Here is a 14,085-nt window from a genome sequence, read left to right as displayed (position 1 = left end):
TTTGTTTATGTAAAATTCTTATTACCTGGAAAACATGAACATGTAAATGTTTTGTATTTACACTTGACGTATTTGCACTAAAAAATTCATTTTGCGCCTACCGTTTTTTAAATTCTTCCATCTACCATGAAAAACCACCGCCAATTCCATCCGGCACACATAATTCCCGCCTTGATAGGCTCGCCTTTCATCGCCGCGCTTCTCGCGTTTCTTATTCTCCCGCCCGCTGCTCATGCCGCTTCTGTTACTAAAGTGGCTGCCGGTACCTATCACAGCCTGTTTGTGACCAACGATGGCGCGCTCTGGGCGGTGGGTAATAACACCGCCGGCCAGTTTGGCAACGGCACCACCAGCATTTATATTATAAGAACGCCCGTGCAAGCGATGACTTCCAATGTCAAAGCCGTGGCCGCCAATAATTTTTCCACCCTGTTTATGACCAATGACGGCAAGCTCTGGTCCACGGGAGCCAACGGCAATGGGCAGTTGGGAGATGGCACCTTTGGCACCCTCAATAAACGAAGCACGCCCTTTGAAGTGGCTTCCAACGTCGTCGCGATAGCCGCTGGCAAATACCACAGTTTGTATGTGACTGGCGATGGCCAACTCTGGGGGATGGGGACGTGTGGCTCCGGCCAGTTGGCAGGCAACACCGGCGGCATTTGGGGCATCGGCACTCCCGTGCTAGTGGCTCCCAATGTCAAAACAGCGGGGGCCGATGCCAATTGCACAGTGGCAGCAGGCACCAATTTCAGTCTGTATATTGCCAACGACGGCAAGCTCTGGGCGATGGGACTTAACGATCACGGTCAATTGGGCGATCACTCCACCACGAACCGGCACACGCCCGTGAATGTGGCCAGTAATGTCGTCGCGGTGGCAGCCGGCGGAGCTCACAGTCTGTATGTGACTGTCGATGGCAAACTCTGGACAATGGGGCTCAACGACCACGGGCAGTTGGGCGACGGCACCACCACGGACCGAGATGCACCCGTGCATGTAGCCACCACCGGCAACGTCATCGCGATAGCCGCCGGTGACAATCACAGCCTGTTTGTGACCGATGACGGCAAACTCTGGACAATGGGGCTCAACGACCACGGGCAGTTGGGTGACGGCACCACCACGGACCGAGACACGCCCGTGCATGTGGCCACCACCGGCAATGTCATCGCGATAGCCGCCGGCGACAATCACAGTCTGTTTGTGACCGATGACGGCAAACTCCGGGTCATGGGGTATAACCACGACGGACAACTGGGCGACGGCACCACCACGGACCGAAGCACGCCCATGTCGGTCACGGACGCCCCCGCCATTGCCACGCAACCCGAGAACCGGTCCATCAACGCCGGACAGAATACAACCTTCGCCGTTGTTATCGGCGGCGTGCCCGAGCCAGCATTCCAGTGGCAGGCCTCGGCCAACAATGGCGAGACTTGGACCGACATCACCAACAACGCGCCCTACAGCAATGCCACCACCGCCACGCTCAGAATCACCGGGGCCACCACCGCATTGGACGGCACTCAATACCGCTGCGTGGCCACCAATCTGGTCGGCTCCGCCACCAGCGCCGCCGCCACGCTCACCGTCAATACCGCCCCCGTCTTCACCACACAACCCGCCGACGCGACCATCATCGCCGGCCAGACCGCCACCTTTGTTGCTGCCGCCAGCGGCAACCCCGCGCCAACTTCCTACGAGTGGCAAGTCCGCTTCAACAGTGTCGTATGGTTCACACTTTCCAATGACACCAACTACAACGGCGTGTCCACAGGCACGCTCATTGTCACCGATCCGACAGGCGCGCTGAACGGCAAACAATACCGCTGCGTCGCCACCAATTCCGTCGGCTCCACCGCCAGCGCCACCGTCACGCTCACCGTCAACATCGTGCAGCAGCCGCCCGGCAACCTCGCTCCGCTCGTGGCGCAACAAGTCGTGGCCGCCGGCAAGTCCGTCACATTCACCGCCTCCGCCAGCGGCTCGCCCGCACCGGCATTCCAGTGGCAGGTCTCGACCAACAACGGCACGACTTGGAGCAACATCACCAACGGCGGCGCTTACAGCGGCGCAACCGCCGCCAGCCTCACCATCACCGGCGCGACCGCCGCGATGGACGGCTACCGCTACCGCTATGTCGCCAGCAACGGCGTCGGCTCGCCCGCGACCAGCGGCGCCGCCACGCTCAAAGTCGCCGCGACTGCGTTTTCCGCCCCGGCCGCGCTCGTGTTTGACACCTCCCGCAACCTCTACGTGGCCGATGCAGGCGCGCACGCCATCCACAAAATCACGCCTCAATTCTCCTCCACGCTCTTCGCCGGCACGTTGAACCAAAGCGGCACCGCCAATGCCACCGGCCCCGACGCGCGCTTCAACACGCCGTCCGCGCTCGCGCTCACCGCAGCCGGCGACCTGCTCGTGGCCGACAAAGGCAACGCCGCCATCCGCAAAATCACCCCCGCGGGTGAGGTGATCACGCTTGCCGCCGGCTTCAACCAGCCATCCGGCATCGCGCTCGACTCCGCCGGCAAAGCCTACGTCGCCGACACCGCCGCGCACACCATCCACACCGTCACGCCCTCCGGCGCCGTCACTCTCTACGCCGGATCTCCCGGCCAAAGCGGAACGCTCGTCGGCGGCCTCGGGCTTGACCACGCGCGCTTCAACGCCCCGACGCGTATCCACATTTATAATACAAACGAGCTTTTCATCGCCGACACCGGCAACCACACCATCCGGACCGAGGCCGCGAACGGCGATATTTTGCACTACGCCGGCGCGCCCGGCGTCAGCGGCACGACTGACGGCCCCGCGCCCGCCGCTCGCCTCAACCGCCCGCAAGGCATGACCAGCGACAACGCCGGCCACATTTATTTCGCGGACACCGACAATCACACCATCCGCATCCTGAGCAACGACGGCGAAGTCCTCACGCTGGCCGGCACACCCGGCGTCGCCGGCCTGCGCGACGGCTCAGGCACGAATGCGCTTTTTAACCGTCCGCAAGACATCACCCTCGACAACGGCGCTCTCTACGTGGCCGATACCGACAACGCCGTCATCCGCAAAATCACCATCACCGGCACGGAGTTTGCCAGCGCGCAAGTGACGACGCTGCTCATCACCACCGGCACGACTTCCGGCACCAGCGGCGGAAACGGCAATACTGGTGGCAACGGCGGCGGAGGTAACAACGGCGGAGGTGGAAACAGCGGCGGGGGAGGCGGTGGCGGCGCGCCCATGCTGCCCGGCCTCGCGCTGCTGGCCGTGCTGCTCGCTCTGCGCGCGCGCCGGAAGTAACCGGCGTCCAAAATCCGGTTGTCGCTTGACGCCGAATGTCCGGGCGTCCGCGGGGTGAAACCCGCGGACGCCCGAATTTATTTTCCAAGCCGGCGCCACGCGACAACCGTCATTCATCCTGAAAACCTCGACTGGTTTGCGTGGCACGGGCGTCCCGCCCGTGTTTCTCAGGAAAACACCAAACCCACGGGCGGGACGCCCGTGCCACGCAAACCGCGCTTTCTTTCGTTTGGCTGTTTTTCGAAGAGGTCCATTGGATAAAGCGAAACCGGAACGGCGGATTGCGTCCGCCGTCGGCGCGAGGCCCCCGTCCGGTCTTGCCGGGACATTTTCGGGCAACGCTTGAAACCGCGTATCCGCGCATGCCGTCTTTTGTGAATCCGCCCTTTCCTCGGCGTTTCGCAGAGGTTCGGGCGGGTGCAAAAACACCCGGAACCCTTCTCCCGCACCGCGCTCCCGTCCCTGCCGCTCATGCCCTCGTCCATGTCCTCCCCGCAAGCTCCCGCACCCTGCCCGACCGCGTCACCCGCGAATGCCGTCTTCGCCGCCCCGCTGGGCGGCGGTCTCGTTTCCCTCACCGCCCCGGCGCGGGACGGCGAGTCGGCCGGCGACTTGCTCACGCGGCTCGAGCGCGCCGTCCTCGCGCGCGGGTTGGAAGTGGTGCAGGCAACTATGTTCTGCGATCCGCAGCTCGGCGCGGACATGCGCGCGGCCTCGGATTTCCCGATCACATGGCTCGGCCGTCACGACACCCCGGAAGGCGATGTGCGCGGCGGACGCGTCACGGCCCTGCCCGCCGGAAACTTCACCCGCGTGCGCGATGAGACCGGACAAATCTGCGGCGCCACATGGCGGACAAACGATGCGCGTTATCTATTGCTCGGCGCGCTCATCCCGCCCGATCTCACCGCTCCGCGCGCCGCCCAAGCCGCGGCGCTGTGGCGTCATTTGCAGGCGAGCCTCGGACGCGAGGGCTTCGCGATGTCGAATCTTGTGCGCACGTGGTTTTTCAACGACCACATCCTCGATTGGTACGACGATTTCAACCGGGTGCGAAACGCGTTCTTCACCGAGCACAACGTCTTTGGCACGCTCGTTCCCGCCAGCACCGGCGTGGGCGCGTGCAACGCCGATGGCGCCGCTCTCACGGTCGATGCCCTTGCCGTCGCCCCCCTCGACGGCCGGGTGGACATCACCGCCGTCGCCTCCCCGCTGCAATGCGCGGCCTACGACTACAAGAGCGCCTTCAGCCGCGCCGTCGAATGCCGCGAGGCCGGCGGCGCGCGCCATCTGCTCGTCTCCGGCACCGCCAGCATCGAACCGGGCGGGCGCACCGCCCACGTCGGCGACCTCGACGCGCAAATCGACCTCTCGCTCCGCGTCGTCGCCGCCATCCTCGAATCGCGAGGCATGGGCTGGGATGATGTGGCACGCGCGATCCTGTATTTTCCGCACATCGCCTGGATGGAGCGTTGGGAGGCGCGCCGCGCCGCGATGGGCCTGCCGGAGATCCCCGCGACCTTCGCGCACTGCGACATCTGTCGCGACGATCTGCTTTTCGAAATCGAACTCGATGCATGGAAGGAGGCCGAAAAATGAATCCACGCGTGACGGCTTCGCCGAATGGAAGATGTATAATGAATAATGGAAAAAATGCCGCCCGCGCATCACGCCGTTTTCTTTATACATTATTCATTATACATTTTTTATTATCCTTCGACGTTATCGCCGAAGGCGCGCTCAATGTCACCCCCGCGAAGATCACCGCCGCTCCCGGCGAGGAAATCGCGCTCAAATTCAACCACGCCGGCGCCGCCAAATCCGCCCCCGGGACGCATTCCTCCGACACCTCCGTCGCGACCATCGACTCCGCCGGGCGCGTGCGCGCCGTCTCGCCGGGCCGGGCGCTGCTGAGCCTCCGCGCCGGGGATGAATTCGTCACCATCCCGGTGCTCGTCCGCCGCGAGTTGCCCGCCGGCGTCGTTTTTCCCGCCACCGACGATTCGCATCCCATCGACGCCGCGGTGAACAAAAACCTCCGCGCCCTCGGCCTCGTTCCCTCCGCCCTCTGCACCGACGAGGAATTCCTGCGCCGCGCCTGCATCGACCTGATGGGCGCACCGCCGCCGCCGGACAAGGCGCGCGAATTTCTCGCCGACACCTCGCCCGCCAAGCGCGCCGCGCTCGTGGACTGGATTTTCACGCGCCCCGAATACGCCGACTACTGGGCCATGAAATGGGGCGACGTGCTCCGCGTGAAAAGCGAGTTCCCCAGCAACCTCTGGCCCAACGCCGTCCAGTCCTACCACGCGTGGCTGCGCTCCGCCGTCGCCGCCAACATGCCCTACGACCGGATGACGCGCGCCCTGCTTCTCACCAGCGGCAGCAACTTCCGCGACCCGCCCGCCAACTTCTATCGCGCCATGCAAAAGCGCTCGCCCGAGAACATCGCCTCGCTCGCCGCCGTCGCGTTCATGGGCGCGCGCCTCGAGTTCGACGCCGCGCCGAAATATTCCTACGCCGCGTGGACGCGCGGGCAGTCGCTCGGCCTGGCCTCGTTTTTCAATACCGTCAAATACAAGCGCACCGGCGAGTGGAAGGAGGAGATCGTCCTCTTCGCGCCGAATTGGATCCAATACAAGGCCCCCGGCACCGGCGAGGTCGTCACCCCCGCCTTCCCCGACGGCCAGGCCGTCGAGCAGACCGCGCGCAAAAACCCGCTCAAGCTTTTCGCCGACTGGCTCACCGCGCCCGAAAATCCCTGGTATGCGCGCCACGCCGCCAACCGCCACTGGGCCGCGCTTTTCGGCCGCGGCATCACCTCGCCCGTGGACGACGTGCGCCCGAGCAACCCGCCGTCCAACCCCGAACTGCTCGACCTGCTCGCCGCCCGCCTTGTCGAAACCAACTACGACCTGCGCGACCTCCTGCGCTTCATCGTCACCTCGCAAACCTACCAGCGCTCCAGCCTGCGCAACGAGTGGAACCGCTCCGACACGCAAAACTGGTCGCATTACCGCTCCCGCCGCCTCGACGCCGAGGTGCTCGCCGACGCCATCGGCGGCCTGACCGGCGCCTACGAGTCGTTCTCCAGCCGCATCCCCGAGCCCTACGCGTTCTGGCCCGACGATTTCCACGCCGTGCAAAACCCCGACGCCAGCGTGACGACCGGCTTCCTCGAAACGTTCGGCCGCCCCGCGCGCGACTCGTCCTTTGAATACGAGCGCAACCGCCATTCCTCGATGGCGCAGGCCCTGTGGCTGCTGGATTCCGACGGATTGAACAACAAAATAGAAAAAAAGGACGGCGGGGTGCGCGCCTTGTATAAAAAATACAACAAGGACCTCCCCGCGCTCGCCGACGAGTGCTACCTCGCGCTGCTCTCCCGCCACCCGACCGGCGCCGAAAAAGACACCGTCTCCCGCTATTTCGAGAACAACAAGGACAAGCTGAAAGCCGCCCATGACCTCGTCTGGGCGCTGATAAACACAAAGGAGTTTTTATATAATCACTGATTCATCCGCCCTCTTTCCTCTTTATTCTTTCTCTTTCCTCTTTCTCCCCGGCGTTTCCCCCTCGAGATAAAGATAAAGAGGAAAGAATAAAGATCATGATAAAGACCGCGCAAGGCCGTTCCCATCCCGCCAAATTCCCGACTTAAACTTCAACTTTAAACTTAAACTTGATTCCCCATGCACGACCCGCTTTGCACCCATCATGACCACGACGAGGACGCCGCCTACCGGCGCGCGTTTGACCTCGTCACGCGGCGCGACTTCCTGCGCATCGGCTCCCTCACCATCGGCGGGCTCGCCCTCGCCCCGTTCCTCCGCGCCGCGCCCGCGCCCGGCGCGCGCGCCAAGGCCGTCATCCAGGTTTTCCTCTTCGGCGGCCCCTCGCACACCGACACCTTCGACCCCAAGCCCGCCGCCGGCACCGATATCACCGGCCCCTGGCGCAAGGCCATCGGCACCAACGTGGACGGCATCCAGATCAACGAACTGCTTCCGGGCATCGCCAAACACGCCGACAAATACACCATCCTGCGCGGCCTCACCCACCGCACCAACGGCCACGAGACCGGCGTCTATATGATGCAGACCGGCACCGATCCTTCCTCGGGCCTGGTTTACCCGTCCATGGGCGCCGTCATCGCCCACAAGCTGGAGGAGGCCGGCCTGCTGAAAGGCCGCGCCCTGCCCGCCTACATGACCGTGCCCGTCGCCCTCGGGCGCTTCTCCGAGCCCGGCTTCCTCGGCCCGCGCGCCCGCACCTTCGTGCCCGGCAACCTCAGCGACACGCTCAAGGACAGCGAGCGCCAGCGTCTCAAAAACCGCGACCAGCTTCTCGCCGAACTCGACGCCTTCGGCCACTCGGAAAAAGACCTCTTCGAGGAGGCCGACTACTTCCGCGACCAGGCGAAGGAAATGGTGCTCGGCGAAACCCGCGAGGCGTTTGATGTTTCCAAGGAGCCCGAGGCCGTCCGCAAACTCTACGGCGACACCGAATTTGGCCGCTCCTGCCTGCAGGCGCGCCGCCTCGTCGAGCGCGGCGTCGCCTATGTCACCGTCAACATGCGCGGCTGGGACACCCACCGCGACCAGGCCGAGCGCTACAAAAAACTCATGCCCGACCTCGACCAGGGCTTCTCCGCCCTGCTCGCCGACCTCGCCCGGCGCGGCCTGCTCGACACCACCATCGTCACCTGCGGCGGCGAGTTCGGGCGCACGCCGAAATTCATGACCGATCCGCCTTGGAACGGCGGGCGCAACCACTACGGCGCGGCCTTCTCGTGGCTCGTCGCCGGCGGCGGCTTCCGGGGCGGCCGGATCGTCGGCGCCACCGACCAGCGCGGCGAAAGAGTCGTCGAGCGCCCCATCGCCCCGTGGGACTTGTCCGCGAGCATTTACAAACTTGTCGGCATTGACCCGACGGGCACGCTCCCGCACCCCGGCGGCGTGCCTGCCGCGGTCGTCCCCACCCCGCCCGCCGCCAGACCCGGCGCGCCAAAGGGCGGCGGAAAAATCTCCGCCGGCGGCACCAGCGACATCCCCGTCGCCAGCGACGGCATCCTCAAAGAAATCATGCCCGCCTGACCATGTGCCCGAACACCCCCGACACCGCCAGCGCCGCCGCCGATACAAACAGGGGCGCGGACATTCCTGTCCGCGTCGTCGCGGGCAGGAATGCCCGCGCCCCCATTGCCGCCGCCGCCCGCTGCTCCAGCTTCAATTTGAAACTCAAACTCGCCGCGCTCGGCGCGGTGCTCCTTCAGCCCTTTCTCGCCGCCGCCCCCTACATCGAGCACCTTTACCCGGCGGGCGCGCAGCGCGGGCGGACACTCGAAATCGAACTCGTGGGCCGCTCCATTGACGGCGCCCGCGAAGTCTGGGTCAGCGGCGAAGGCGTCACCGGCGAGGTGCTCAAGGTCACCGATCCCACCCCCGCGCAAATCAACGAGGCCAAGAAAAACGACGCCATCGCCTCGCAGAACGCCCGCCTCCGCATCACCATCGCCCCCGATGCCGCCGACGGTGTCCGCGACCTCCGCATCATGGCCGACAGCGGCCTGTCCAACCGCTTCCGCTTCGAGGTCGGCCTGCTTCCGGAGGTCATCGAGGCCAAGCCCGACAATTCCGCCCACCCGCAGGTGCTGCCGGAGCTGCCCGTCGTCGTGAACGGGCAAATCCTCAGCGCCGACCGCGACCGCTTCCGCTTCCATGCCGCCGCCGGACAGCAGCTTCTCATCCAAGTCAAGGGACGCGCCATCAAACCCTTCCTTGCCGACGGTGTGCCCGGCTGGTTCCAGCCCAAAATCGCCCTGTTCGACGGCAGGACCGGCAACCTGATCGAGGAGGCCGACGACTTCCGCTTCGATCCCGACCCCGTGCTCATGTGGAAGGTGCCCGCCGACGGCGACTACGAGGTCGAGATCTGGGACGCCGTCTCGCGCGGGCGCGGCGACCTCGTTTATCGCATGACCATCGGCGAGCTTCCGTTTGTATCCGACATCTTCCCCCTCGGCGCGCGCGCCGGTGACCAGAATGTCGAAATCATCGCGCGCGGCATCAACCTCCCCGGCGCCCAGGCCAAACGCCGCGCCTCGTTCGCCGGCAAGGAGCCCGGCATCGTCACCATCAACGCGCCCACCAAGCTCGGCCGGACCAACTCGCGCCAGTTCGAGCTCGGCTCTCTGCCCGAGACGCGCGAACGCGAACCCAACGACACCCAGGCCAAGGCCCAGCCCGTCGCGCTCCCCATCACCATCAACGGGCGCATCGGCCAGCCCGGCGACACGGACTGGTTTTCGTTTGAGGCCAAAAAAGGCGACACGCTGGTGTTCGACGTGATGGCGCGCCGCCTCGACTCGCCGCTCGACGCGAAGCTCTCGCTTTCGCCGCAACGCGCGTTCAATGCCGCCGCCAGGGCCGCGGACCAAAAACCGCCGAAGCTCTCCTCCGATGACGAGACGGACGGACGCTACGGCCTCATCACGCACCACGCCGATCCGCGCCTGGCCGTCACCATCCCCGCGGACGGCGCGTATCAGGTCATGGTTCAGGACGCGCAGGGCAAGGGCGGCCCCGAATACGCCTACCGCCTGAGCATCGCGCCCGCGCAGCCGGACTTCGAGTTGCGCGTGATGCCGGACAACCTCAGCGTGCCCGCCGGCGGCAACGTCGTCGTGCAGCTCAAGGCGTTTCGCATCGACGGATTCGACGGCGAGGTGAATCTCCATGTCGAGGGCTTGCCGCCCGGCTTCGCGCTCTCCGGCGCGACGATTCCCGAGGGCAGGGACAACGCCATCCTCACGCTCGCGGCGCCGCGCGATGCCTCCCCCGGCGTGTATAAACCGCGCTTCTGGGCCGATGCCGCCATCGGCGGCAAGACGGTGCGCCACGACGTGAGCGCGGCCGAGGAACTCATGCAGGCCTTCTTCTATTTCCACTCCGTGCCCGTCGCGCAAAGCTACCTCGTCGTCACGCCGCCGCCGCCTTTCTTCGTCGAAGTGCCGCGCCCGCCCTCCGCCGGGACGCTCGAACTGGTGTTTGACCAGGAGATCGAAATCCCCGTGCGCGTGGTCCGCCGCGCGCCGGACGCCGGGGAAGCCCAGCCCAAACGCCGCGCCATCCGCGACGTTCCCGTGCGCGTGACCGCCACCCGTCTCGGCTCTCCCAAAAGCGTGGTCGTGACCGCCGCGCAATTCATCCAGGACGAGACCGACGGCGTGGTGAAAATCCGCGTCACCGACCCGAAGCGCATCGGCGCGGAGGGCGTCCTCGTGATCGAGGGCACGCAACGCGCCAAAGGCCGCAAGGTAAGCATCGCGGCCCCGGCGATTCCCTACAAGGTGCTGCCCGCGCCCGGCCAGGAGGTTCCCCCGCCCGCGCCGGAGAAAAAGACCAAACGCGAAAAAAAGGGAAAAGGGTAACTGATGTTACGAACAAGATTGCCCCTTTAGGTAGGGCGAGGCGTCCCGCCGAGCCGTTGGCTTGCGGCTCGGCGGGACGCCTCGCCCTACCACAGCCAAACGGCGCCTATGGTGCCATTCTCAATCGTAATTCGTAAATTTCTCCGGTGTGTTGACGCCCCGAGGCCGGCGACCTCACAGTCGCGCGATGCGCAAGGCTCTTTTTCTCGATCGCGACGGCACGCTCATCCTCGACAAATGCTATCTCTCCGATCCCGCCGGGGTGGAGTTGATCCCCGGCGTCGTCGAGGGGCTGCGACGCGTCCGGACGCTGGGCTACCTGTTATTCCTCCACACCAACCAGTCGGGCATCGGGCGCGGCTATTACACGCTGGAAGACGCGGTCCGATGCAACGAGCGCATGGAGGAACTCATCGCGCTGCCGCCCGTGCCGTTGTTCGCAGACATCTGCATCGCGCCGGAATCCAGCGACCAGCCCGTCGTTTACCGCAAGCCGTCGCCGCGCTTCCTCCTCGAATCCATCCGGCGCCACGGGCTCGATCCCGCGCAGTGCTGGATGGTGGGCGACCGCGAAAGCGACATCCGCGCCGGGCTCAACGCCGGCATTCGCGCGGCGGCGCTTTGCACGGGCGAATTGACCCGCGGGGATTGGGAACGGCTCGGATTTCCCGACGTGCCGGTGTATCCCGATTTTGGCGGCTTCGCCGCCAGTTTGGGTTGAGGCTTAAGTGTGAAGTTTAAGTTGAAGCACATCCGATTTTTTGTGAAAACCGGCCCATGCCCGCAAAAGCCTCGAAACGCAAACCCTCCCCTGCCGCCAACCCTCCTTCCGGACGTCCCATGCAGGCTGACGGCATGCGCAGCACCCGCGCGGCACACGCGATGGAGACAGCGGAGGATTATGTGGAGGCCATCGCCGACCTGATCGCGGGCATGGGCGAGGCGCGCGTCACCGATCTGGCGCGCATGCTCGGCGTGTCGCATGTCACGGTCAACCGCACCATCTCGCGCCTGCAACGCGACGGCTTTGTGACTTCGCAGCCTTATCGCGCGATCTTTTTGACCGACACCGGACGCGAACTCGCAAAGGACGCGCGGGCGCGGCACGAGACCGTGTTTAATTTTCTGCGGCTCATCGGCGTGCCGGAAAAGGCCGCGCATCTCGATGCCGAGGGCATCGAGCATCACGTGAGCCCCGAAACCATGCGCGCCTTCGAACGGGCGCTGAAGGAAAAGTAGGAGGTTTTTCTTTCTCTTTATTCTTTATCTTTCCTCTTTCTCTTTTTCGGCATCGCACCGGCAAGTTTGGGAGAAAGCGGAAAGATAAAGAATAAAGAGAAAGATGGATTTTGGTGTTTCGGGAGCGATTGCCTTCGCTCACATCCACTCCACGTGGCCGAACTCGGAGAGTTGCTGCACGAAGCGCGAGCGGTCGCTCCAGGCGGGGGCGCGATGGTGCTCCTTGATTTCGCGCATCGCGGGCTCGAAGAAAAATTCCTTCGCCCCAAACGCCGGCTTGAGCTGGTCGAGCCAGGTGGCCTGCGGATCAAAACGCGCAAAAAAGACCCGCCCGGCCCAGGCTGGCTCGCGGCCTTGCACGAATTTCAGGACGAAGACTTTCTCGCCGTTGACCTCCTCGATGCCGTCAACGAGCACCTTGCCGGGCAGGGCGGACATCGACGGGCCGCGCACTGTGCGTCCGAGCCCGGACATGCGGCGCCACGCCTTTGAGAAAATTTCGTGGGCGCGGGCGAGCGGCACCTCGAAGTAGTTTTTCGGGCCGGTGTCGCGCTCGACAAACATGTAGTAAGGCACGAGCCCGAGCACGATCTGGCGTTTCCAGAGATTGCTCCAAGTCAGCGCGTCGTCGTTGACATGGCGCACGAGCGGGGCCTGGCAGCGGATGACCGCGCCGGTGTCGCGGACGCGGCGGATCGCCTCCTGCACGGCGCGGGTGGCGAGTTCGCGCGGATGGCTGAAGTGCGCCATGATGGCGAGATGGCGCCCGCTTTTCACCACCCGCTCGAAGAGGCGCAGCGTGTCGTCGGCATCGGGATCGGTCACGTAGCGATACGGCCACCAGGCGAGCGACTTCGTGCCGATGCGGATGCTCATGAGGTGGTCGAGCCCGAGCAGCGGCTCGATGTAGCGCGCGAGCACGGACGAGCGCATGACCATGGGATCGCCGCCGGTGATGAGCACGCAGTTGACCTCCTGATGGCGGCGCAGGTAGCGCGCGAGGTTGCCAGCCTCGCGGCTGGCGAACTTGAGTTCGTCCACGCCGACAAACTGCGCCCAGCGGAAGCAGTAGGTGCAATAGGCGTGGCAGGTCTGCCCGTGGCTGGGGAAAAAGAGCACGGTCTCGCGGTATTTGTGCTGCATGCCGGGCAGCGGCTCGTCGTCGAGGCGCGGCACATTGACCTCCATCTGGCCGGCGGGATGCGGATTCAAGCGGGACTGGATCTCGCGGGCGAGCGCCTGCTGCCCGGCTTCCGGCGCATTCGCGGCGATGAGGCCGCGCATGGCGGCGAGGTCGGCGGGCGCAAGCATGTCGGACTGCGGGAAACTGAGCTGGAACATCGGGTCCGCGGGGACGTTGTCCCAGTCGATCAGTTCGTCCACGATGTAGTCGTTGACCCGGAACGGGAGCACCGCAGACACGGCTCTCATGTTTAGCATGTCCTCGTCCGACAACTGGCTGAGCTGCGGGAGCGAATCGAGGTCGCGCCGCTGGATGGCACGATATTTCCGGGGACGAAGGGACTGGCTGGTATGATTTGCGATGATCATGAACGTTTCCTCCTTTGATGAGGGTTGCGATTTCGCCGCACCAAAATGCGACATGAGAGCCCCGCCCCATACGTGGCATGCAAGCGGCGGGAGGGTCATTTTGCAGACCCGGCGAGGCATCTGCCAAGCCCTCATTTTCACATGCGTAAAAAAATATCCGGCAGGGGGAGCCGCCGGAAGCGAGACCGGGGAAATTGCGGCGTCAGCCGGCGAGATGCGGCCGCGCTCAGCGCGACTCTTGCCTTTGGGCCAAACCCGGGCATTTGTCGTCTGCCATGAAAAGTGCCTACGAACTCGCCATGGAACGCCTCGCCAAGTCCGATACCGGGGCCGCCACGCCGTTGACCGGCGCGCAGAAAGCGCGTCTCGCCGAAATCGACAAAATCTACGCCGGGAAAATCGCCGAGCGGGAGATTTTCCTGAAGCAGCAACTCGAAGCCGCGCTTTCCGCGGGGAACCCGGACGAGATGGAGAAAATCCGCCGCCAGATCGCCGGCGAACGCGCGCGGCTGGAGGAGGAACGCGAGGACGAAAAAGAGCGCGTGCGCAAGGGGTGA

9 protein-coding genes are annotated in these 14,085 nt (G+C 64.7%); 8 read left to right on the top strand and 1 reads right to left on the bottom strand.

What is annotated here, in order from left to right; all coding sequences use genetic code 11:
- Positions 1-126: 126 nt before the first annotated feature.
- The 7 genes from OH491_RS25195 to mntR all read left to right on the top strand — a co-directional run bounded on the left by OH491_RS25195 (position 127) and on the right by mntR (position 11,977).
- Positions 127-3,306, top strand: a complete 3,180-nt coding sequence (locus OH491_RS25195) for an immunoglobulin domain-containing protein (protein ID WP_068768482.1) — start codon at positions 127-129, stop codon at positions 3,304-3,306.
- 417 nt (positions 3,307-3,723) lie between these two features.
- Positions 3,724-4,905 (top strand): translation initiation inhibitor, encoded by a 1,182-nt coding sequence (locus tag OH491_RS25190; RefSeq protein WP_334318971.1) that lies wholly within the window; start codon positions 3,724-3,726, stop codon positions 4,903-4,905.
- A gap of 38 nt (positions 4,906-4,943) precedes the next feature.
- Positions 4,944-6,821 carry a DUF1553 domain-containing protein gene (locus OH491_RS25185; protein WP_068768483.1) on the top strand — a complete coding sequence of 626 codons (1,878 nt, stop codon included), beginning with the start codon at positions 4,944-4,946 and terminating at the stop codon, positions 6,819-6,821.
- A 177-nt stretch (positions 6,822-6,998) separates the two neighbouring features.
- Entirely contained in the window at positions 6,999-8,402 is a 1,404-nt protein-coding gene (locus tag OH491_RS25180; RefSeq protein ID WP_084441783.1) for a DUF1501 domain-containing protein, read from the top strand.
- A gap of 2 nt (positions 8,403-8,404) precedes the next feature.
- Positions 8,405-10,738: a PPC domain-containing protein gene (locus OH491_RS25175; protein WP_342750752.1), complete on the top strand. Its 2,334-nt coding sequence runs from the start codon at positions 8,405-8,407 to the stop codon at positions 10,736-10,738.
- Positions 10,739-10,925: 187 nt separating this feature from the next.
- Positions 10,926-11,459 (top strand): D-glycero-alpha-D-manno-heptose-1,7-bisphosphate 7-phosphatase, encoded by a 534-nt coding sequence (locus OH491_RS25170; protein WP_068768485.1) that lies wholly within the window; start codon positions 10,926-10,928, stop codon positions 11,457-11,459.
- Between the two features lie 56 nt (positions 11,460-11,515).
- Positions 11,516-11,977 carry a manganese-binding transcriptional regulator MntR gene (gene mntR / locus OH491_RS25165; protein WP_084441784.1) on the top strand — a complete coding sequence of 154 codons (462 nt, stop codon included), beginning with the start codon at positions 11,516-11,518 and terminating at the stop codon, positions 11,975-11,977.
- 138 nt (positions 11,978-12,115) lie between these two features.
- Here the strand turns inward: mntR and OH491_RS25160 are convergent, their stop codons facing one another.
- Complete coding sequence (locus OH491_RS25160) at positions 12,116-13,528, bottom strand: KamA family radical SAM protein (protein ID WP_068769737.1); 1,413 nt, start codon at positions 13,526-13,528, stop codon at positions 12,116-12,118.
- 275 nt (positions 13,529-13,803) lie between these two features.
- Here OH491_RS25160 and OH491_RS25155 point away from each other — a divergent pair, with 275 nt between their 5' ends.
- Complete coding sequence (locus OH491_RS25155) at positions 13,804-14,085, top strand: hypothetical protein (protein WP_068768486.1); 282 nt, start codon at positions 13,804-13,806, stop codon at positions 14,083-14,085.

Source organism: Termitidicoccus mucosus (genome assembly GCF_038725785.1).
Classification (GTDB): domain Bacteria; phylum Verrucomicrobiota; class Verrucomicrobiia; order Opitutales; family Opitutaceae; genus Termitidicoccus; species Termitidicoccus mucosus.
Note: the sequence above shows the minus strand (reverse complement) of the source record. Positions and strands in the feature narration are given on the sequence as shown.